We start from the raw sequence: 19461 nt of genomic DNA, 5'->3' as shown, positions 1-19461 counted from the left end.
TCGTCCTCAGTGGTAATCCGTGATCTCCACCTGTTCCACGCCGCCGTCCACCCAGACGAAGCAGATGCGGAACTGGTCGTTCACGCGAATGGAATGCTGGCTCGCCCGATCGCCCTTCAGCTCTTCCAGCCGGTTCGCTGGCGGGGCTCGCAAATCCTCCAACACCGCTGCCGCGTCGAGCATCGCCAGCTTGCGGGCAGCGGGTCGGACCAGATCGGCCGGAAATCCCTTGCCGGGATGGCGGCCCGCAAAGATCGCTTCGGCTCTGCGATCCCGGAAGCTCCGGATCATGTTTTCCCCCGCGGATGAACGTATCATTCTGTGATACGTTCATCAATAGCGCGAGCCTGTTTGGCGAACCTCAAGCGGCCAAGCCTGCAAAACCTTCCGCCTCCTGTTCCGTTCGGGCATCGGGCGCACTATCTGACGTTCTTCCTGGCCGCCCTCCGTCGGTCGCCACTTGCCGTCCCGAGGACCAAGACCCGAGATGTCCGTTGCCTTTACCCGTGAGAACGACCTTGAAGCCACCGCCGCCGACCTGCCGGACCGGCCCATCTCGCTGCATCCCAATCTGGTGACGGCGCGGGGGCTGGCGGCGATTGATGCAGCGCTGGCGGAGGCGCGGGCAGCCTATGGGGCGGCGCAGACGGAGGGCGACGTGCAGGCGGACCGCACCGCCATGGCGCGGGCGACGCGGGATCTGCGCTATTGGAGTGCCCGCCGCGCCACCGCCCAGCTTGTGGAGCCGCCGGAGGCGCCCGAAACGGTGCAGTTCGGCGTCACCGTCACGCTGCTGCGGGAGGATGACCGCCGCCAGACCTTCCGCATCGTGGGCGAGGATGAGGCGGACCCGGCGCAGGGCTCGGTATCCTATGTCTCGCCGCTGGCCGCCGCCCTCATGGGCAAGGGTGTGGGCGATGTCGCTACGGTCGCCGGTCGGGAAGTGGAGATCGAGACGATCGCCTGAGCCGGCGGACATGAAAAAGGCCGGGCAGCGGGCCCGGCCTTGAACGCGAAACGCTGTGGTGAACCGCTTACTCGGCGGCCTTCGGCGGCACGGTGGCGGTCTCGGCCGCCATCTTCGCTTCCGCGTCTTCCTGCGTCTTCAGCACGTCCGGGTGCGGCATGGACATGATGTTGTAGCCGCTGTCCACGAAGTGCACTTCGCCGGTCACGCCGCCCGACAGCTCGGAGAGCAGATAGAGGGCCGAACCGCCCACTTCCTCCAGCGAGACCGTGCGGCGGAGCGGGGCGTGGCGCTTCTGATAGTTGAACATCAGCCGGGCGTCGGCGATGCCGGCACCGGCAAGGGTCCGCACCGGGCCCGCCGAGATGGCGTTCACGCGGATGCCCTGCGGACCGTAATCGGCCGCCAGATAGCGCACGCTCGCTTCCAGCGCCGCCTTGGCCACGCCCATCACGTTGTAATTGGGCATCACGCGGGTGGAGCCGCCATAGGTGAGCGTCACCAGCGAGCCACCATTGGGCATGATCTCCGCCGCGCGCTTGGCGATCTCCGTGAAGGAGAAGCAGGAGATGAGCATGGTGCGGGAGAAGTTCTCGCGCGTGGTGTCCGCATAGCGGCCCTTGAGCTCCGACTTGTCGGAGAAGGCCACCGCATGCACCACGAAATCCAGCGAACCCCATTCGGAGCGCAGCGCCGCGAACAGGGCGTCGACGCTCGCGAGGTCTTCCACGTCGCAGGGCATCACCAGCTTGCCGCCGAGGCTTTCGGCGAGCGGGCGCACCCGCTTGGCCATGGCCTCGCCCTGGTAGGTGAAAGCAAGCTCCGCGCCCTGACCCGCGAGGCTCTTCGCGATCCCCCATGCGATGGAGTGGTCGTTCGCCACGCCCATCACCAGGCCGCGCTTGCCCTTCATCAGGTCGTGCATTGCCGATTGTCCTTAACTGCCATGGTTGAACGGCGATAGCAGACCTGATCGCGAAGCGCCATGGCGCCCGCGATCACCTGAGGTTTCCAATCCTGACGGCCCGGCGGCCGCCGGTCAGGCGTCGAGGTGCTTCAGCACGAGGCAGGCATTGGCGCCGCCGAAACCGAAGCCGTTGGACAGCACGTGGCCGAGGCTTGCATTGTCCACACGCTCGCGCACGATGGGCATGTCCGCGAAGGCCGGATCGATCTCGTCGATATTGGCGCTCTTCGCGATGAAGCCGTTCTGCATCATCAGGATGGAGTAGATGGCCTCGTGCACGCCGGTGGCGCCCTGCGAATGGCCGGTGAGCGACTTGGTGGCCGAGATGGGCGGGCACTTGTCGCCGAACACGGCGCGGATCGCCTCGATCTCCTTGAGATCGCCGATGGGCGTCGAGGTGGCGTGGGGATTGATGTAGTCGATGGGCGCCTTGAGGCCGGAGATGGCCATGCGCATGGCGCGCTCGGCGCCTTCGCCCGAGGGGGCCACCATGTCGGCGCCGTCGGAGGAGACGCCATAGCCGGCGACTTCCGCATAGATGCGGGCGCCGCGCGCCTTGGCGACTTCCAGCTCTTCGAGCACCAGCACGCCGGCGCCGCCGGAGATCACGAAGCCGTCGCGATCCTTGTCATAGGCGCGCGAGGCCACCGCCGGCCGGTCGTTGTAATTGGAGGACATGGCGCCCATGCCGTCGAACAGCACCGAGAGGGTCCAGTCGAGATCCTCGCAGCCGCCCGCGAACATACGGTCCTGCTTGCCATAGACGATCTGTTCATAGGCGTTGCCGATGCAGATGTTGGTGGTCGCGCAGGCGGCCGAGATGGAATAGCTCAGCCCCTTGATCTTGAACCAGGTGGAGAGCGTCGCCGAGGCGGTGGAGGCCATGGCCTTGGGCACCGCGAACGGGCCGACGCGCTTGGGCCCCTTGGTGCGGGTGATGTCCGCCGCTTCCACGATGGTCTTGGTGGACGAGCCGCCGGAGCCCATGATCAGGCCGGTGCGGTCGTTGGAAATCTCGTGGGGCTCAAGACCCGCGTCGCGGATCGCCTGATCCATGGCCACGTGGTTCCAGGCGGTGCCACCGCCGTGGAAGCGCATGGCGCGCCGGTCCACCACGTCCTCGGCCACGAGGGTCGGGGCGCCCTGGACCTGGGAGCGGAACCCAAGCCGCGCATAGTCGTCCGCGAACGTGATGCCGCTCTTGGCCTCGTGCAGGCTGCCCAGCACTTCCTGCGTGGAGTTCCCGATAGACGAGACGATGCCCATCCCGGTGACGACGACGCGCCGCATGTCACCTCCCAATCAAAAGGCCGGACCCTTGTCCGGCAGGTCCGTGCCCGGCGGAGTTTCAGGCCTTGGCACGGTGAAGTTCAAGATAGGGCGGGCCGCTAGGGTCCGCGAGCCTGCACATGGTCCCGGCCTGCGGCCATTACCAGAGGGCAACCTGCCCCAAGGCGGGAACGGGGCCTAAAAAGACGCCCGCCTTACCCTGAGCCATGTTCGTGGCGTGGGCGTGTCAGGCGCCAGCGGGCGCCGCTTCCTGCTGGAACAGGCCGACCTTCAGGTCGGAGGCGCGGTAGATCACCTCGCCGTCAGCGGAGAGCCAGCCATCGGCAATGCCGAGCACCAGCTTGGAGCGCATGACGCGCTTCAGGTCCACGCCGTAGACCACCTTCTTCACGTTGGGCAGCACCTGGCCGGAGAACTTGAGTTCGCCGAGGCCGAGCGCCCGGCCGCGACCGGGGGAGCCCAGCCAGCCGAGGAAGAAGCCGACCATCTGCCACATGGCGTCGAGGCCGAGGCAGCCGGGCATGACCGGATCGCCCTTGAAGTGGCAGGGGAAGAACCACAGGTCCGGATTGACGTCGAGTTCGGCGCGCACGAAGCCCTTGCCATGGGCGCCGCCGGTCTCGGAAATCTCGGAGATGCGGTCGAACATCAGCATGGGCGGCAGGGGCAACTGCGCATTCCCGGCACCGAACAGTTCACCCCGTCCGCAGGCGAGGAGCTCCTCGTAGTCGAAACTGGTCTGCCGGTCCGCCATTCTCTCTGCTGTCGCCATGCTGTCCACGAGGGATGTTTCTATTGGCCTTTTCGGGCCACGCCCGTTCCGAGCGCGGGCACTCCCTATCATAGGAGCCATCGCGCTCAAAGTCATGAAAGCGTCACGGGAGGGAATGTGACGGAAAGATTTTTGGCCCCGCCGCCTTGTGTCGCAGCGCACCCCTTGGCCGCCTGCCGCGGCACCTGCAAGCTTGAGGTTGGCACGAATCCGCCGGCGCGGCGTTGTCCGTGGGTCAGCGGTTTGCAGAACGGGAGGAGAGACGGATGCTGAGGCAGTTCCGGCAGTTTGCGATGCGAGGCAATGTGGTGGACCTTGCGGTCGGCGTCATCATCGGCGCCGCCTTCGGCAATATCGTGTCCTCGCTGGTCGGTGACATCTTCATGCCGGTGATCGGCTCGGTCACCGGCGGGCTCGATTTCTCGAACTACTTCCTGCCGCTCTCCTCGGCCGTCACCGCCGAAAATCTCGCGGATGCCAAGAAGCAGGGCGCGGTGCTGGCCTATGGCAACTTCATCACCATCGCCATCAACTTCATCATCATCGCAGCGATCCTGTTCTTCATCGTGCGGGCCATCAACTCGCTGAAGCACGAGGAGAAGAAGGATGCGGCACCGCCGCGCTCCGAAGTGCTGCTGGAGGAAATCCGCGACCTGCTGGCGAAGGACGTCGCCAGCAAGTCCCCGACGGGCCCCGCCTGATCAGCGGATATCGGCGCCCACCGCGTCGGCCACCGAGCGGAAGCCGTCCGCCTTCAGGCGGGCGGCGAGGTCCGCCTTGATGCGCGGCACCAGCGCCGGGCCGTGGAAGACGAGCGCGGAATAAAGTTGCACGAGGCTCGCGCCGGCGCGGATCTTGGCATAGGCATCCGCCCCCGAGGCGATGCCGCCGGCGCCCACGAGCGGGATGCGCCCGCGCACCAGCCGGTAGAGCGCGCCGAGCCGCTCGGTGGAGAGGGTAAAGAGCGGCGCGCCGGAGAGACCGCCGGTCTCGCCCTTGTGGCGGCTGCGCAGGCTGTCGGGGCGCGAGATGGTGGTGTTGCCCATGATGATGCCGTCGACGCCGAGCTCGAGCGTCACCTCCGCGACGGCTTCGAGACCGGCGTCGTCGAGGTCGGGCGCCACCTTCACCAGCAAGGGCGGGCGGGTGGCGGCATCCGGAAGGCTGTCGTTGCGGGCAGACAGCGCCGCGCCGATGAGGGCCGACATCTCGGTGCGCGCCTGGAGCAGCCGCAGGCCGGGCGTGTTGGGCGAGGAGACGTTGCAGACGATGTAATCGGCGAGCCGGCAGGTGGCGGAGACGCCCGCCACATAGTCCTCGCTCGCGTCCTCGGTTTCCTTGTTCTTCCCCACGTTCGCGCCGACGATGCCGGGCAGGCCGGCGGCCTTCCTCTTGCCGAGCTGGTAGATGAAGGGGGCAAGGCCCTGCGAATTGAAGCCGAAGCGGTTGATGACCCCTTCGTCCTCATCGAGGCGGAACAGGCGCGGCTTGGGATTGCCCGGCTGCGGGCGCGGCGTCACGGAGCCGGCTTCCACGAAGCCGAAGCCCAGCGACAGCAGCGGATCGATGATCTCCGCATCCTTGTCGAAGCCGGCCGCGAGCCCGACCGGATTGGGGAAATCGATGTTCCAGACGCGGGTGCGCAGCACCGGGTCGGCCGGCGAACGGTCGGCGGGCACGAGGCCCTTCTTCAGCGCGCGGATGGACAGGCCGTGGGCCTGCTCCGGCGTGAAGAGGGGCAGGAAGGGACGGACGAGCGGATAGAGATCCATGGTCCGCGCGTCACTCGCTCAGCTGCGAGGCGCCGCCATGGGCCTTGGACCAGCCGTGGGGATCGTTGAGGAAGGCCTCGATCTCGTTCACCTGCGCCGGCTCGAAGCGGTTCATGGTCTTCACCGCCGCGAGGATGTCCCACCAGGTGCACAGGTGGTGCAGCTCAAGGCCGGCATCCTGAAGGATCGACTTCGATTCCTTGAAGATGTCGTAATAGAAGAAGACGAAGCAGTGGTCGCAGGTGGCGCCCGCATTGCGCAAAGCGTGCACGAAGTTCACCTTGCTGCGGCCGTCCGTGGTGAGATCTTCCACCAGCAGCACGCGCGAGCCTTCGTCGAGATGGCCTTCGATCTGCGCGTTGCGGCCGAAGCCCTTGGGCTTCTTGCGCACATACTGCATGGGCAGCATCAGCCGGTCGGCGATCCAGGCCGAGAAGGGAATGCCCGCCGTCTCGCCGCCCGCCACCGTGTCGAACTGCTCGAAGCCGATGTTGCGGTAGATGGTGGAGATGGCGAAGTCCACCAGCGTCTGGCGCACGCGGGGGAAGGAGATGAGGCGGCGGCAGTCGATATAGACCGGGCTCGCCCAGCCGGACGTGAAGATGAAGGGCTCGCCCGAGGAGAAGCGCACCGCTTCCACTTCCAGCAGCATGCGGGCGGTAAGCTGCGCCACTGTGGCCTTGTCGGTGAATGCGGTGACGGTGGACATGGCGGGCGACCCTTCGTTCAAACTGCTGCTGCGCGCATATAACAGAGCCGGCGGCGGGAAAAAGGCCCATGCGCGGCATAGAAGGGCTGCGCGGGGCGCGAAAGCGGCGAAATCGACGCCGGAAGGGGCAAGGCGTGGGGGATCAGGTCTGGCAACTGGTGGATTCCTCCACCATCGGCGGCATCGAGACCCATGTGGGCGTGCTCGCTGCGGCCTTGCGGCGCGCCGGATGGGATGCGCAGGTGGTGCTGCTGGCGGACCACGGGCCCAATCCCTGGCTGGCGCAACTCGACGCGCGCGGCGTGCCGCATACGGTTCTCGCGGGCGGGCTGGGCGGACTGCTGGCCGTGCTGCGTCGCGAGCGGCCGGCTTTGCTGCACACCCACGGCTATAAGGCGGGCATCCTCGGCCGGCTGGCGGCACGGCTCTCCGGTACGCCGTGCGTGTCCACCTTCCATGCGGGAGAGCGGGGCCCGTTCCCGGTCTCGCTCTATCAGACGCTCGATGCCTGGACGTCCGTTCTGGCGCCCCGCATCGCGGTGAGCGCCCCCATCGCCCGGAACCTGCCCTTCGGGGCCGAGGTCATCGGCAATTTCGTGCCGGTGCCCGCCGCGCCGCCGCCTGCGGGCGCACGGCCGGATGTGGTGGGCTTCGTGGGCCGCTTCAGCCCGGAAAAGGGGCCGGACCTCTTCTGCGCCATCGCCGAACGGTGCCGCGACACCGGCCTTGCCTTCGAGGCCTTCGGCGACGGGCCGATGCGGGCCGAACTGGAGGTGCGTTATCGCGGGATCGTGACCTTTAACGGCCTCGTCACCGACCCCTCGCGCATCTGGCCGCGCCTCGGCCTGCTGCTGATGCCCTCGCGGGCCGAGGGCCTGCCGCTTGCCGCCATCGAGGCCATGGCCGCCGGCATTCCGGTGGCCGCGAGCGCGGTGGGGGCTCTGCCGGACGTGGTCACGCCGGGCGGGAACGGCTGGCTGTTTCCGCCCGGGGACATCGAGGCCGCCGCTGGAGCGGTGCGGGCCTTCGCCGGTCTTTCCCCGGACGCACGGGCGGCGTTCGTGCAGGCTGCATGGCAGGCCGCGCGGCAGGGTTATGCGGTGGACGTGCTGCTGCCCAAGGTCTGTGCCGTCTATGCGGCTGCCGGCGTAGTGCCGCCCTCCGCACCCGCCGGCACCTAGCGTCGGGCTCGTAGCCGCGGGGATGGCGGTATAGAATGGCGCGATCCTCCGACGCCTGCCGGGTCGATTCGTGACAGACGAAAGCTTTCAGCGTGCCGCCCCGCGCCGTCCTTTCCCGACGGGGGACGGGCACATCTGGGAAATCGTGATCGCGCTGCTGTGCGTCGCGCTGGTCTTCTATTCCTGGATGAAGCAGCCGGGCCTCGAGATGCCGCTGCTGATCTCCGCGGGCTTCGTGGTGGTGGTGCTGGCCTTCAAGCGCCCCTCCGTGCCCTGCATCATGTTCGTCTGCTTCTCGTTCCTGCGCATCCACGAGGCGTTTCCGGTCCTGAGCCCGCTGCGCATCCCGCAATTGCTGGCGCAATTGATCCTGATCGTCACCTTCTGGCACCTGGTGCTGATGCGCTCCATCCGGCCCTACTGGTCGCGCGAACTGACCGCCTTCGCGGTCTTCTTCACCTTCTGCACCGCGTCCATCTTCACCTCCAGCGGGCGGGACACGTCCTTCCTGTTCTGGTCGGATTCCTTCAGCAAGGTCGCCCTGATGACCCTGCTGATCGCCTGGTGCACGCGCAAGGCGGCGGACTTCCAGCTCGCCGGCCAGACCATCGTGCTGGCGGGCATCGCGGTCTCCTGTGTCGCCATCTACAACAAGATGCACGGCATCGGGCTCGTGGAGGGCACCCGCGTCACCATCGGCCGCGACGTGGGCTCGGTGCTGGGCGATCCCAACGACCTTGCCCTGGCGCTGCTCTTCCCCCTGAGCTTTGCCGGTGCGCTGGTGGTGGCTCGCACCAATCTCCTCAACCGCTTCTACGGCCTTGTCGGCTTCGGCTTCGTGGTGGCGGCAATCATCTGCACCCAGAGCCGCGGCGGCCTTCTGGGCCTTGCGACCGTGACGGCGGTGATCGGCAGCCGCTATGTGAAGAACAAGATGCTGGTGGGCATCATCGGCGTTTGCGCCATGGTGCTGCTCTATGCGGTGGCGGGCATTTCCGGGCGCTCGTCCGGCGGTGCGGCGGAGCAGGGCATCGACGAATCGTCCGAGGGCCGCCTCATCGCGTGGCGCACGGCCTGGAACATGGTGAAGGCCCATCCGCTGCTCGGCGTCGGTCTCAACACCTTCCCGCTCAACTATTATTTCTACACGCCGGAATGGGACGGGCATGAGCATGCGGTCCATTCCACATGGTTCGGCGTGCTGGCCGAGACGGGTTTCCTCGGCTTCACCTCCTTCATCACCATGATCGGCATGCTGATCCGCCTCAGCCTGCGCTGTCTCAGCGTGGCGCAGGGCCATGGCGTCGACCCGCGCTTCTCCACCGCCGCGCTCGCGCTGACCTCGGGCCTCGCCGGCTTCTGCGTGTCCGGCACCTTCCTCACGCAAGGCCTGTCCTGGCCCATCTATGTCACCCTCGCGCTGACGGTGGCGCTGGCCCGCGCCCTGTCCGAGCCGCGCGACCCAGGCAGCGAGGTGCCGGTGGCCGGTCCCTTCCTGCCGGTCGCGACCGGCATCGGCGAGCGCGCATGAGCGCTCCGCTCGTGGTGTTCGGCGAGGATTGGGGCGCCCATCCGTCCTCGACCCAGCATCTCGTCTCGCGCCTTGCGGCCGAACGGTCCGTGCTCTGGGTGAACTCCATCGGCCTGCGCCGCCCGCGCCTCGATGCCCGCGATCTCGCGCGCCTCCTCGCCAAGGCCCGCGCCATCGCCGGACGCGCCCCGCCCCGTCCGGCGTCCATGCCCGAACCTGAGGGGCCCCGTCCCGCCCGCATTCTCTCGCCCCTCGCCATTCCCTGGCCGGGCAGCCATCTGGCGGAGGCGGTCAATCGCCGCCTCATCGGTCGGCAGGTGCGGCAGGTGATGGCGGAGATGGGCATGGAGCGCCCCATCCTGTGGGCCTCGCTCCCGAGCGCGGTGAGCGTGGTGGGGGCGCTGGGCGAGCGGGCGGTCGTCTATTATTGCGGCGACGACTTCGGCGCCCTCACCGGCGTCGATCATGCACCCGTGCTGGAGATGGAGGCCCGGCTCGCGGCGTGCGCGGACCTGATCGTGGCTGCCAGCGCGCCCTTGGCCGAGCGCTTCGCCGGCCGCAACGTGCTCCTCCTGCCCCATGGCGTGGACTATGATCTGTTCGCGACGCCGTGCGCCCGCCCGGCCGATCTCCCGGAAGGTCGGGTTGCGGGCTTCTACGGCAGTGTGTCGGACTGGCTGGACATCGGCATGCTGGTGCGGGCGGCGCAGGCGCTTCCGGATTGGCGCTTCGTCTTCATCGGGCCGGTCCAGACGGACGTGTCACCACTGGCCGGGCTGCCGAATGTGCGCTTCCTCGGGCCGCGTCCGCACACCGCATTGCCGGGATATGTGCAGCATTGGGATGTGGCGCTCATTCCCTTCCGCGACACACCCCAGATCCGCGCCTGCAATCCTCTGAAGCTGCGAGAATATCTGGCCAGCGGGACCCCCGTCGCGGCCACGCGCTTTCCCGCTCTCACGCCGTATGAGGGGCTGGTCCATGCCATCGATCCCGGTGGCGACCTCACGCCTGCCATCCGTGGCGCGGCACAGGACCACAACGGCACCGCCCGGAAGGCGGCCGTCGCTGCGGAGGGCTGGGATGCGAGGGCAGCGAGGCTTTCCGCCGCCCTCGACGCGCTGTGAGCGCGCGTTACTGCGCCGTGCCGGTGCTCGGGGCCGGGGCGGCCTGCGCGGGCTGCGGCTGCGGGGCCGGCTGGGCCTGAGCGGCGGGCGGCGTCGTATTCGGTGCCGCCGTGGTCGTGGTGGTGGCCGTCGTTGGTGACGGCGCGTTCGAGCGGGCGGTCGCCGTGCCCGCGTCGGCCGGATTGACGCCTTGGCCCTGCGGCGTGGACGGCTCCTGGGTCACCCGGTCACCCTTGTCCGATTTGGTGGTCTTGGCCACGGTCGAGGTGCCGGCCTTCTTGGTCGTGCGGGCCTTGTGGGTGCGGGTGTTCTGGGGAATGCCGAGCACGCCCTTCACGCCGCCCGCGACACCGCCAGCCACGCCACCCACGACACCGCCGACCGCGCCGCCCACGGGGCCGGCCGCATTGTTGCCGACCGCCGCGCCTTCCTGCGCGCCGCGCACCACGCCCTGCGCCGCCACGGGCGAGGCGACCAGTCCGAAGCCCAGAAGGGCCACCATCATCTGCTTTTTCATCGCTCCGTCCTCCATGACCGAGTCAACGAGCGGGCCGGAGCGGCGGTTCCAGCGGGGAACCGATGTGATTTCCGCTAGGGAATGCGTTCGGCCATCATGTCGACGATGCGCTGGGCAAGATCCCCCTCGCCGCCCTGTGCCGCGGCATAGGCGAGGCCGGCTGCGGCGGTGCGGTGGCGCAGGTCATCGTCCCGCCAGGCGCGGTCGATCATCGCGGCGAGCGCGGCAGGGTCTTCGGCCGGAACGGTCAGGGCTTCGCTTGCGAAGACGTCGGACATGCCCGGCCCCTCGCTGCCGATGACGCACTTGCCCAGCCGCATGGCGTTGAGGGCTGTGGAGATGCCCGAGGCGACAATGGAGGACTTCAGCACGGGGATGACCACCAGCTTCGCCCGCGCCAGCATCCGGGCCTGCGCCGCCGGCGTGCCGTCATCGTCGAGCTGGAGAACATTGGCGGGCAGATGGTCAGGGTTCCACGTGAAACGTGCCCCGTGGGCGGCGAGGTCCGCGGGCCGCGCGCGGGCGATCGCGCCCGGCCAGGGCAGCCGTTCCATGGCGGCGAAGAAGGTGTCGAAGTCGCGCATGGAGCGCCCGAAGCAGAGCACGTAGTCCTCCGCCACCGGAGATGCGGCCATCTCCGCCTCGGTCAGGTTGACCTTGAAGGGCACGAAGGCGCAGCGCTCGGCAGGGATGCCGAAGACTTCCGTCAGGCCCCGCACGTCGCGGAACAGATTGATGTAGAGGTCCGCCCGCGAGAGCAGCGCCCGCTTCAGCGGATGCAGCAGGTGGCCCTTCAGCCCCTCCGGCCGCCGCAGCACCATGTCGGAAGCAACGAGCGGGCGCCGGGCGCCGGGGCGCAGGTTCGCCAGCGCGACGCCCATGGTGAGGCCGGGATCGCAATTGACGAGATAGACGCTGTCCTGTGATTCCGCTGCGTCGCGCAGGTCGGCCAGCGTGCGCGCGTGAACGGCGCTGCCGCTGCGCCCGTTGGCCGCCTGCCAGCGCTCCGGGATCGCCGGCCAATTCGTGACGATGCGCATGGGCGCGGCTGTCTCCTCGCGCCGGATCAGGGCCGGCCCTTTGCCTCATCGAGCCATGGCGGCAGGCTTGCCTTCAAGGGCGGGGCCGCCTTGGCGTCGCACGTGCCCGGACGGCGCCAGAAGCACGCCGGGCCGCGCGTGCCGTTGGCATAGCAGGCGATCTTCTCATAACCGGTGCCGGTGAAGTCCTCCATGGGCTCGCCCGGCAGTTCGGTGGTGGTGAGGATATAATTGAAGGCAGCACTCTTCGCCTTGAAGTCGGGATCGGCGGCGGTGATGCCGTAGAGGCCCTTGTCGGCATTGAGATAGACATAGCCGCCGCTCAGCCACCAGGAACTGCCCGGCGCGATGGCGAGGCCGCAGCTTTGCGGGTCCGCATTCACCGCGCGGGTGGCGAGGATGGTGCCGCGCCCCAGCGAGAAGGTGGCGGCGAAATAGCCGAAGCCCCCGAGCAGGCCGGAGGTGAGCGCCACGAACACGGCGCCGATGGCGCCGATGCGCCAGCGCGGCACGCGCCCCTCCCACAGCCGGAGCGCCAGCAGCGATCCGCCGATGCCGGCGAGCACCAGCACGAAGGGTACGCCGGGATAAAGATAGCGCGGGTGCTTCATGGCGATGGTTTCGAGCACCGCCAGATTGAAGAGCGGAATGGCCAGCAGCAGCGGCAGGCGCTTCACGGCCGCAAGCGCGGTCAGGACGATGAGGGCGAAGGCGCCCGACCAGTAGGCGAGGATCCAGCCGGGGTAGTGATACCAGGGCACGAAGCCGAAGCGGCCCTCGCCGGTCTCGCCGATGCTGGAGCTCTGGTATTTCACGTATTTGATGATGGACTGGAAGGGCATGCCCCAGGTGGCCCAGTCCAGCAGCCCCAGGAAGAGCAGCGGCCCGATGCCGCCGAGCACGAAGGCGGCGTAGCGGCGGATGTCGAGCCGGGCCACCCACACGCCCACCAGCAGCACGATGGGCCCGAGCTGGATCCGGAAGGCGAGCGCCGCGCCGAGCCAGAGGCCCGCATGGACGAGGCGCCGGAAGCTGCGCGCCGGCCCGTCCGGATAGGCGAGATAGACGCCGGGAACGAGCAGGAAGGTGGCGATGGTGTCCTGCAAGGGCTGGCCGGCGTAGTAGACCGTCTCGAACCAGTAGGCGGCGAGCGCCCCGCAGACCACGGCGCCCACGCTGCCCGCATGGCGCCAGCCCCACAGGAAGGCGGGCGGGATCACCAGCAGGGACATGAGGCTGCACACGGCCGTTGCGCCGAAGATCTGCGCCTGCGCCTGACCGCCCAGAAGACGGGCCGCCTCCATGCCGGGCCAGATGAGGCCGGGCACCAGCCAGGGCCGCGCGCCGGAGACGAACTCCCACGGCAGCAGGCCCCGCCCGTACATGAGCCGGTGCGCCTGCTCCAGATACTGGAAGGTCACGTCCGCATAGCTCATGTTCGGCGCCAGCCAGAACACCACGAGCTTGGCTGCGTAGGAGGTGAGGATCAGCCCCGCGAGGACGAGCATCATCGACGCCGGCAGGCGCGTCCGGTCCTCCCCGGACGCGGAAAGATCAGAAAAAGACTGCCGTTGCATGAACCACCCCGCTGGCGCGCCGGTGATGAAAAGCATGTTTCACCGCCAACGCCAACCGTTTCTCTGGCGGTAACAAGGTATTGTGTTCGGTCGCAAAATGACCGGCTTTGGGCGACAGTGAAGACTGGCGATTCGGTGTGCGGCGGAAGACGGGCGTGAGAATGATCGGGTCAGGTGGTCTGGGAGGGCGGTGGATGCGGGCCGGCTGCGTGCTGGCGCCGCTCGCGGCCGTTTTGGCCGGCTGCACGACCACGCCGGCCGATCCCATCTCCATGATCCCCCCCAATGTGCAGGCGACCGTGGTCGCGGAGGAAAAGCTCCGCGAGGCCCGCGAGCAGGCCAATGCCGGCGATCCGGCGGCCCGCTCCACATCGGTGCAGGACATCCTGGCCCGCGCCCGCGCCGAGGGAGCTGCGCCCGCCCAGGGGGGCGATGGCGCGCAGGCTCCCGCCCCGGCTGGAGGGCCCGCAACCGGTGGCGCACCCGCGGCGCCGGCCCCGGCCGGCATCGCCGCATCGGCCGCCGGAAAGCCGGCGCGGACGGCCCCGGTGCCGCGCGAGTTCGAGATCGTGTTCGAGGGCACCACCGACCAGCCGCCCGAGCGGGAGCTGGCCGCGTTCCAGAAGGCCTGGAAGGCGGCGAAGGTGAGCGATAAGACCCAGGTAATGATAACCGCAGGTCCGGGCGGGAGCGGCAGCGCTTTTGATCAGGCCCTGCTGGCGAACCGGCGGCTGCGCACGGTAAGATCGCTGCTGCCAGCCACCGTGAATGCGCGCCAGCATTACGATCCCGAATTCGTGCCGGATACGGTGCGGATCGTGGTTGGAGCGATGGACTGAAGACGAGATGTTCGAGACCGCTTCGGATACGTTTGCCTATGTCGCCCAGGTCGCCTGGCGCCGGCGGTTTCTGGCCATCATCCCGATCCTGCTGCTGCCGCCGCTGGCGCTCGTCGCCGCTGCCATCGCGCCCGCCCGCTATGAGGCGCGGATGACGCTGCTGGTGCAGGAGCCCTCCAAGCTCAACCCGATCCTCAACGACATCGCGGTCAATCCGAACCTCAAGGAGCGCATGTCGGCGCTCATCGCGCTCGCCCATTCCGAGGTGGTGCTGGGCAAGGTGCTGGAAGACCTCCACCGGGTGACGCCCGAGACCCCGCCCAAGCAGCGGGATGATCTGGTGAAGGCGCTCTCCGAGGCGGTGACCATCCAGCTCGTCGGCTCCGACATCATCGAGATGCGGGTCCGCAGCATGGATCCCAATTCCCCCGCCCAGACCCTCCAGGCCCTGTCCCGCCGCTTCGTGGAGCGCCTCGTGTCGCCCGAGCGCACGGCGGTGCAGGACAGCGAGCGCTTCCTGAAGGACCAGATGTCCGAGCGGCGGCGTGCCCTCGATGGTGCCGAGAAGGCGCTGCTCGATTTCCGCACGGCCAATGCCGACAAGCTCCCGGCGCTCTACAACAGCACGGTTCAGCGCCTCGCCACGCTGGAGCAGCAGCTCCAGTCCAAGGAGATGGACCTCAGCATCGCCGGGGCCACCATGGAGGAACTGCGCAAGCGGCTCGCCAGCACCAACCCGCTCATCGGCCGGATCGAGGAGAACATCGTCCAGGCCTCGGCCGAACTGGCTTCCCTGCGCGCCCGCTACACCGACGAGCACAGCCTCGTGCAGGCGGCCGAATGGCGCCTCCAGCGGCTGGAGGAGGAGCGGCGCCACCTCCTGAACGACAGCCACGCCATCTCCACCACCGATCTCGATCGGCTGTGGAACATCGCCGCCGGCGTCGGCACTGCGCCGGCCGGCGACCAGCGCGGCAATGACAGCGACCGCAATGCGACCCCGCTCCTCGTCTCTCAGCTCCAGCGCCTGCAGGAGCAGCAGAGCAAGCGCACCGCCATCGAGAGCGAGGTGGACCAGCTGCGCAAGGTCATCGCGGTGCTCCAGAGGGATATTGCCGAGTTCGGCCCCATCGACCAGCAGCAGCAGCAGCTGGAGCGCCAAGTGTCCTTCGCGCGGGATAATTATGAATCGCTGGCCAAGCGCTACGAGATGGCGCGCGTCACCGGTGCGCTCGGCGTGTTCGAGGCGCCCGAGCGCGTGAAGGTGCTGGAAACCCCGTCCGATCCGGCATCCAAGGTCACCCCCGGCTATGCGCTCTATGTGCTGGCGGGGATCATCTCGGGCTTTGCGGTGGGCGGGGCCCTTGCGGCGGCGAGCGAGCTGCTCGACACCCGCCTGCGGCGGCCGGCGGATTTTGCCCGCATCCTCGGCGTGCCGGTCATCGCCCGTGTGCCGCGCATCTCGCCACAGGAAGCCCAGCCGCGCCCCTACGCCGCCTGAGGACGGGCCGCCTTCGCGGCGCCCGCTCACAGCTTGGTATTGAGCATCCGGCTGCCGCGCACGGCGGAGATGAAGCGCTGCACGAGATCCGGCGCGAAGGGCATGAGGCGCTCGGCCTCGGCCGCCAGCTCTTCGCCCGGGGTGGGATTGAAGCGGTCGTTCACCACGATGCCCTGGATGGGCGCATTCGCCTGGCGCAGCGCACTGGCGGCACGGTTCAGCATGGCGCGCGTGACCCGGCCGGCGAGGCACACCACCACGATGCTCTCGCAGGCCGAGGCGATGGCGGTGACCGGTACGGCGACGCGTTCGCTCGGCTCCACGGCGGCGAGATCGAGCACGATGGCGTCATAGGAGCGCATCAGCCCGTCCAGCATGTTGCGGATGGCGAGCGCATTGCGGAAGGCGAAGCTGGCCTCGGGCAAAGGCGAGGCCTGGAGCCGGTCGAAGCCGCGCGGGTCTTCCTCGATGTAGGGGGTGAGGTCCGCGTCCTCCGGCGACCAGCGGGTGGCCTGTGCGGGAACCGCGGCGGTGGGATCCGAGAGGCCGATGAGCAGCGTGCGGTTCCGCCGCTTGGCGCGCTCCGCGAGCGCTGCCGCGAGCGTGGAGACGCCGCTGCCGCTGACCACGCCGGTCACGCCGACCACCCGCACGCCCTGTCCGAACGTGGCGAGGTAGACGGATTCGACCTCGCGAAGGCCTCTGCCCCACATGAACCCTCTCCCGTCCCGGACAGCCGGAGCGGCTGCCCGTGCGTCCTGTCTCCCGGTTCCCATCCGATGGCCGCCGGCACGCCGGATCGTAACCCGTCCGCAGGAGTGGGTCACACCGCTCCCGCCGGACCGCATGCGCCGGGTCCTAGCCTCCCGAGAGGAAGGCGATCAGCGAGACGATGGGCAGGACATTCTGCACGCCGTCCATGAATATCTTCCAGCCGCTCTGCGCCGTGGTCGGCACATAGACCGTGTCACCCGCCTGTACCACCGGCAAGAGGCGGATGTCGCCGGTCTTGGCGAACTGGATCAGATCGAAGATCCGGGCCTGTTCGCGGCAGCAGCCGAGGTTCACCACCACGATCTTCTGCTGGTAGGCGTCGCTGGTGGGGCCGCCGGCTTCCGCCAGCAGATCGAGCAGCGTCATGCTGTTATCGAAGCGGTAACGTCCGGGACGGGCGACGGCGCCGAGCACGCGCACGGTGCTCTCCTTGCTGTCGTCGAACCACTCCTTGTTCGCCCGGTCCGGGATGAAGATGACGTCGCCGGTCTTCACCCGCGGCAGCAGCTTGTCGTCACCCGTCGCGAAATACTGGGCGAGGTTCACCTGCGTGACCTTCGATCCCGGCAGGCCGCGGTGCGACACACGCACGTTGCGCAGGTCGGCGGTCTGGGTCGGGCCGTTTGCGGCGGACAGGATGTCCAGGAAGGACATGTTCTTGTTGAAGGCGTAGCGGCCGGGGATCTGCACCTGGCCCATGATGTAGATCACGTCCTCCTTCGCCAGCTGCACCCACTTCGCCTTGTTGTCGATGGGCGATTCCGGCAGCGAGGGCATGCGGATGACGTTGCCCGCCCGGATCTTGGGAAGCTGGTTCAGGCTGCCGCCATTGCTGAGGAAGGCCTGGAGGTCGAAGGTGACGGGGGTCGCCGTATCCTTCTCCGACTGGAGGATCTGGAGATGGGCGATGTCGGCGCGCTGGTTGGGGCCGCCGGCCTCGCCGAGGAGGTCGAGCAGGCTCATCTCGTCCGACCATTCATAGCGGCCGGGGCGGTTCACCTCGCCCATCACCTGGACGGCGCGGTTCGGCGCCACCTTCAGCCACGAGGGGCGGTCCGAGGTCTCGATCTTCTCCGGAACGAAGATGGCGTCACCCGGCAGGATCAGCGGCAGCCGGGTGGAGGTGCCCTCCGTGTAGGCCACGAGATCGAAGGGTTCCACGCCGCCGTCGGCCTTGAGCACCCGGATGTTGCGGGTTTCCGCATAGCGGGTCGGGCCGCCGGCATTGGCGAGGATTTCCATCAGCCGGGAATCCGGGGGCGCCTCGATGGGGCCGGGGCGGTTCACCTCGCCGATCACATAGACGGTGCGCACGGAGCGGCGGATCTCGTCCGCCTGCTTCGGCACGAAGATGATGGCGCCGGGGCTGAGCGGCGGCAGCAGCTTCTCGTCGCCCGTGTCCAGATATTTCTTCATGTTGAAGATGATCGGTTCGCCGCCGTTCATCACGCGGATCTGCTCGACGGAGGCATATTGGGTGATGCCGCCCGCGCGCAGGATCATGTCCACGACCGTGAGGCCGGGCTTGTAGCCGAACGAGCCGGCGCGCGTGACCTCCCCGAACACCTTCACCGCCGAGGTCGCGTCGGCCGCGTCGCCCTGGTCGGCGAGGGTGCGGGCATCGAAGTTGATCTGCACGTTGCCGGTGGCGGGAGACGAAGGCACGAAGATCTCGTCCAGCGGCTGGAGCTGGGGGATCAGCGTCACATCGCCGGTGTCGAGATATTTCTTGTAGTCGAAGGTCGAGGTCTTGCCGTCGCGGCGCAGCTGGAGCTTGTCCAGCTGGGCGCCCTGCTGGAGCCCGCCGGAGGCGCCGATCGCCTGCTGGATGCCGGCGTCCACGGGCAGGTTCACCTCGCCCGGATTGACCACATAACCCAGCACCGTCACCACCAGCCGGCGCTCCTTCAGGCCCACCTGGAGGCGGGAGAGGTCGCGATAGGCGCGGGCGAGGGCGTTGCGCACGATGGTGATGGCTTCGGGCATGGTGCGCCCGGCCACGTCCACCTCGCCGACTTCCGGCAAGGTGATGCGACCGTTGCGGTCCACCGCGAAATCCTTGTTGAAGACGGACTCGCCCGGCAGCGTGATGGCCAGCACGTCGCCAACGCGCAGCCGAATGGCCCGATCCGCCGCCGCAGGCTGCTGGGCGTGCAGGACGCCGGGCAGCGCGAACGCGAGAAAGGCCAGGATGGCAGCGAGCAGAGGGACGGGGAGGCGGCCCATCAGCGGCTCCCGCTCTGTGCGGCGCGCCGCGGCAACTGGCGTTCGATCATCGCCAGCTTCTGCTTGAAGCGGGCGATGTCGATTTCGGTATCCTCGGGGAAGCCTCCCTCCGACTGCCGCCGGATCTGGATCAGGAGACGCTCGGCGTCCGCCGTGTCGGCGGCGGCGTAGTAACGGGCGTTCCGCGAGATGAGCACGACCAACTGGTCGGAGAGGTTGTCGATGCGCGCATCGGTGGACGGGCGGCGTTCGGCGAGGCCGCCCCGGCCCTCGTCGGGCCATGGCAGGAAGGTGCTGGCCTCGCAGCCCGCGAGCGCGAGGCAGGCGGCGGCCAGCGCTGCCATCTTCAGGACGCCCGGTGCCCGGTGCTGGCTCACGGTCTTTGCTCCGCGATGAGGTCGGCCATCCGCAAATGGGTGAGAAGCTGGAGCGGCTGCCCGCCGGCGCCCACCAGGCTGAGCCGGTGGCCGTTCATCTTCAGGCGCTTGTAGAGAAACACGATGCCGCCGACGCCCGAGGAATCCATGAATTCCACCTGCGCCAGATCCAGCACCACATCGTCCGCCGTGCCGCCCAAGGTCTCGAACGTTGCCTTGAGTTCGGCCATGGCGGCGGCATCCATGTCTCCCGCGATCTCGACCACCTTCGGCATGGAGCCCCCGCTCTCATCA

20 protein-coding genes are annotated in these 19461 nt (G+C 68.3%); 7 read left to right on the top strand and 13 right to left on the bottom strand.

Going from position 1 to position 19461, the window contains the following annotated elements; all coding sequences use genetic code 11:
• Positions 1 to 6: 6 nt before the first annotated feature.
• Positions 7 to 291, bottom strand: a complete 285-nt coding sequence (locus tag DFO45_RS19430; protein WP_133866151.1) for a type II toxin-antitoxin system RelE/ParE family toxin — start codon at positions 289 to 291, stop codon at positions 7 to 9.
• Positions 292 to 487: 196 nt separating this feature from the next.
• On the opposite strand from DFO45_RS19430, the gene greA reads away from it, so the two are divergent.
• Positions 488 to 967: a transcription elongation factor GreA gene (gene greA, locus DFO45_RS19425; RefSeq protein ID WP_133866150.1), complete on the top strand. Its 480-nt coding sequence runs from the start codon at positions 488 to 490 to the stop codon at positions 965 to 967.
• A 67-nt stretch (positions 968 to 1034) separates the two neighbouring features.
• On the opposite strand, the gene fabI is transcribed toward greA, so the two are convergent.
• The 3 genes from fabI to fabA all read right to left on the bottom strand — a co-directional run bounded on the left by fabI (position 1035) and on the right by fabA (position 3978).
• The gene (fabI, locus tag DFO45_RS19420; RefSeq protein WP_133866149.1) at positions 1035 to 1892 is read right to left on the bottom strand and encodes an enoyl-ACP reductase FabI; all 858 of its coding nucleotides are present in this window, start codon (positions 1890 to 1892) and stop codon (positions 1035 to 1037) included.
• A gap of 114 nt (positions 1893 to 2006) precedes the next feature.
• A complete protein-coding gene (gene fabB / locus DFO45_RS19415) occupies positions 2007 to 3224 on the bottom strand; it encodes a beta-ketoacyl-ACP synthase I (RefSeq protein ID WP_012173162.1) in 1218 nt (405 codons plus the stop codon).
• 226 nt (positions 3225 to 3450) lie between these two features.
• Entirely contained in the window at positions 3451 to 3978 is a 528-nt protein-coding gene (gene fabA, locus DFO45_RS19410; RefSeq protein ID WP_043879825.1) for a 3-hydroxyacyl-[acyl-carrier-protein] dehydratase FabA, read from the bottom strand.
• Between the two features lie 284 nt (positions 3979 to 4262).
• Here fabA and mscL point away from each other — a divergent pair, with 284 nt between their 5' ends.
• Positions 4263 to 4697, top strand: a complete 435-nt coding sequence (mscL, locus tag DFO45_RS19405) for a large conductance mechanosensitive channel protein MscL (RefSeq protein WP_043879824.1) — start codon at positions 4263 to 4265, stop codon at positions 4695 to 4697.
• On the opposite strand, the gene DFO45_RS19400 is transcribed toward mscL, so the two are convergent.
• Both DFO45_RS19400 and DFO45_RS19395 read right to left on the bottom strand, forming a co-directional pair.
• Positions 4698 to 5768 carry a quinone-dependent dihydroorotate dehydrogenase gene (locus DFO45_RS19400; protein WP_012173159.1) on the bottom strand — a complete coding sequence of 357 codons (1071 nt, stop codon included), beginning with the start codon at positions 5766 to 5768 and terminating at the stop codon, positions 4698 to 4700. It abuts the gene before it with no gap.
• Positions 5769 to 5778: 10 nt separating this feature from the next.
• Complete coding sequence (locus DFO45_RS19395; protein WP_043879823.1) at positions 5779 to 6477, bottom strand: orotate phosphoribosyltransferase; 699 nt, start codon at positions 6475 to 6477, stop codon at positions 5779 to 5781.
• Between the two features lie 134 nt (positions 6478 to 6611).
• Here DFO45_RS19395 and DFO45_RS19390 point away from each other — a divergent pair, with 134 nt between their 5' ends.
• The 3 genes from DFO45_RS19390 to DFO45_RS19380 all read left to right on the top strand — a co-directional run bounded on the left by DFO45_RS19390 (position 6612) and on the right by DFO45_RS19380 (position 10316).
• Positions 6612 to 7658, top strand: coding sequence for a glycosyltransferase family 4 protein (locus DFO45_RS19390; protein WP_166657189.1), 1047 nt, complete (start codon positions 6612 to 6614; stop codon positions 7656 to 7658).
• Positions 7659 to 7803: 145 nt separating this feature from the next.
• Positions 7804 to 9189, top strand: coding sequence for an O-antigen ligase family protein (locus tag DFO45_RS19385; RefSeq protein ID WP_133866147.1), 1386 nt, complete (start codon positions 7804 to 7806; stop codon positions 9187 to 9189).
• Positions 9186 to 10316 carry a glycosyltransferase gene (locus DFO45_RS19380; protein ID WP_133866146.1) on the top strand — a complete coding sequence of 377 codons (1131 nt, stop codon included), beginning with the start codon at positions 9186 to 9188 and terminating at the stop codon, positions 10314 to 10316. The genes DFO45_RS19385 and DFO45_RS19380 overlap by 4 nt, the downstream gene beginning before the upstream one ends.
• 7 nt (positions 10317 to 10323) lie before the next feature.
• Here DFO45_RS19380 and DFO45_RS25125 read toward each other — a convergent pair whose 3' ends face one another.
• The 3 genes from DFO45_RS25125 to DFO45_RS19365 form a co-directional block, all read right to left on the bottom strand.
• Complete coding sequence (locus DFO45_RS25125; protein ID WP_208299833.1) at positions 10324 to 10833, bottom strand: hypothetical protein; 510 nt, start codon at positions 10831 to 10833, stop codon at positions 10324 to 10326.
• A 74-nt stretch (positions 10834 to 10907) separates the two neighbouring features.
• Positions 10908 to 11873, bottom strand: coding sequence for a glycosyltransferase (locus tag DFO45_RS19370; RefSeq protein WP_133866145.1), 966 nt, complete (start codon positions 11871 to 11873; stop codon positions 10908 to 10910).
• 26 nt (positions 11874 to 11899) lie between these two features.
• Positions 11900 to 13381: a hypothetical protein gene (locus tag DFO45_RS19365; protein WP_166657188.1), complete on the bottom strand. Its 1482-nt coding sequence runs from the start codon at positions 13379 to 13381 to the stop codon at positions 11900 to 11902.
• Positions 13382 to 13644: 263 nt separating this feature from the next.
• On the opposite strand from DFO45_RS19365, the gene DFO45_RS19360 reads away from it, so the two are divergent.
• Together DFO45_RS19360 and DFO45_RS19355 are read left to right on the top strand one after the other, a co-directional pair.
• Positions 13645 to 14289, top strand: a complete 645-nt coding sequence (locus tag DFO45_RS19360; RefSeq protein ID WP_133866143.1) for a hypothetical protein — start codon at positions 13645 to 13647, stop codon at positions 14287 to 14289.
• A gap of 7 nt (positions 14290 to 14296) precedes the next feature.
• The gene (locus DFO45_RS19355; protein ID WP_012173150.1) at positions 14297 to 15790 is read left to right on the top strand and encodes a polysaccharide export protein; all 1494 of its coding nucleotides are present in this window, start codon (positions 14297 to 14299) and stop codon (positions 15788 to 15790) included.
• 26 nt (positions 15791 to 15816) lie between these two features.
• Here the strand turns inward: DFO45_RS19355 and DFO45_RS19350 are convergent, their stop codons facing one another.
• From DFO45_RS19350 to DFO45_RS19340, 4 genes are all read right to left on the bottom strand, one after another.
• The gene (locus DFO45_RS19350; protein ID WP_043879819.1) at positions 15817 to 16503 is read right to left on the bottom strand and encodes a hypothetical protein; all 687 of its coding nucleotides are present in this window, start codon (positions 16501 to 16503) and stop codon (positions 15817 to 15819) included.
• 145 nt (positions 16504 to 16648) lie between these two features.
• Complete coding sequence (locus DFO45_RS19345) at positions 16649 to 18790, bottom strand: SLBB domain-containing protein (RefSeq protein ID WP_166657187.1); 2142 nt, start codon at positions 18788 to 18790, stop codon at positions 16649 to 16651.
• Positions 18790 to 19167: a hypothetical protein gene (locus DFO45_RS24990; protein ID WP_166657186.1), complete on the bottom strand. Its 378-nt coding sequence runs from the start codon at positions 19165 to 19167 to the stop codon at positions 18790 to 18792. The genes DFO45_RS19345 and DFO45_RS24990 overlap by 1 nt, the downstream gene beginning before the upstream one ends.
• The gene (locus DFO45_RS19340) at positions 19164 to 19442 is read right to left on the bottom strand and encodes an STAS domain-containing protein (protein WP_133866141.1); all 279 of its coding nucleotides are present in this window, start codon (positions 19440 to 19442) and stop codon (positions 19164 to 19166) included. The genes DFO45_RS24990 and DFO45_RS19340 overlap by 4 nt, the downstream gene beginning before the upstream one ends.
• Between the last annotated feature and the right edge of the window lie 19 nt (positions 19443 to 19461).

This window comes from Azorhizobium sp. AG788, from assembly GCF_004364705.1.
GTDB lineage: Bacteria > Pseudomonadota > Alphaproteobacteria > Rhizobiales > Xanthobacteraceae > Azorhizobium > Azorhizobium caulinodans.
Note: the sequence above shows the minus strand (reverse complement) of the source record. Positions and strands in the feature narration are given on the sequence as shown.

Bases quoted from the DNA above. Each gene is read 5' to 3' on its own strand.
- DFO45_RS19360 (WP_133866143.1), top strand. From the start codon at position 13,645: ATGCGGGCCGGCTGCGTGCTGGCGCCGCTCGCGGCCGTTTTGGCCGGC.
- DFO45_RS19350 (WP_043879819.1), bottom strand. From the start codon at position 16,503: ATGTGGGGCAGAGGCCTTCGCGAGGTCGAATCCGTCTACCTCGCCACG.
- fabA (WP_043879825.1), bottom strand. From the start codon at position 3,978: ATGGCGGACCGGCAGACCAGTTTCGACTACGAGGAGCTCCTCGCCTGC.
- DFO45_RS19430 (WP_133866151.1), bottom strand. From the start codon at position 291: ATGATCCGGAGCTTCCGGGATCGCAGAGCCGAAGCGATCTTTGCGGGC.
- mscL (WP_043879824.1), top strand. From the start codon at position 4,263: ATGCTGAGGCAGTTCCGGCAGTTTGCGATGCGAGGCAATGTGGTGGAC.
- fabI (WP_133866149.1), bottom strand. From the start codon at position 1,892: ATGCACGACCTGATGAAGGGCAAGCGCGGCCTGGTGATGGGCGTGGCG.
- DFO45_RS19340 (WP_133866141.1), bottom strand. From the start codon at position 19,442: ATGCCGAAGGTGGTCGAGATCGCGGGAGACATGGATGCCGCCGCCATG.
- DFO45_RS19395 (WP_043879823.1), bottom strand. From the start codon at position 6,477: ATGTCCACCGTCACCGCATTCACCGACAAGGCCACAGTGGCGCAGCTT.
- DFO45_RS19370 (WP_133866145.1), bottom strand. From the start codon at position 11,873: ATGCGCATCGTCACGAATTGGCCGGCGATCCCGGAGCGCTGGCAGGCG.
- DFO45_RS19355 (WP_012173150.1), top strand. From the start codon at position 14,297: ATGTTCGAGACCGCTTCGGATACGTTTGCCTATGTCGCCCAGGTCGCC.
- DFO45_RS19400 (WP_012173159.1), bottom strand. From the start codon at position 5,768: ATGGATCTCTATCCGCTCGTCCGTCCCTTCCTGCCCCTCTTCACGCCG.
- fabB (WP_012173162.1), bottom strand. From the start codon at position 3,224: ATGCGGCGCGTCGTCGTCACCGGGATGGGCATCGTCTCGTCTATCGGG.
- DFO45_RS25125 (WP_208299833.1), bottom strand. From the start codon at position 10,833: ATGAAAAAGCAGATGATGGTGGCCCTTCTGGGCTTCGGACTGGTCGCC.
- DFO45_RS19365 (WP_166657188.1), bottom strand. From the start codon at position 13,381: ATGCTCGTCCTCGCGGGGCTGATCCTCACCTCCTACGCAGCCAAGCTC.
- DFO45_RS19345 (WP_166657187.1), bottom strand. From the start codon at position 18,790: ATGGGCCGCCTCCCCGTCCCTCTGCTCGCTGCCATCCTGGCCTTTCTC.
- greA (WP_133866150.1), top strand. From the start codon at position 488: ATGTCCGTTGCCTTTACCCGTGAGAACGACCTTGAAGCCACCGCCGCC.
- DFO45_RS19380 (WP_133866146.1), top strand. From the start codon at position 9,186: ATGAGCGCTCCGCTCGTGGTGTTCGGCGAGGATTGGGGCGCCCATCCG.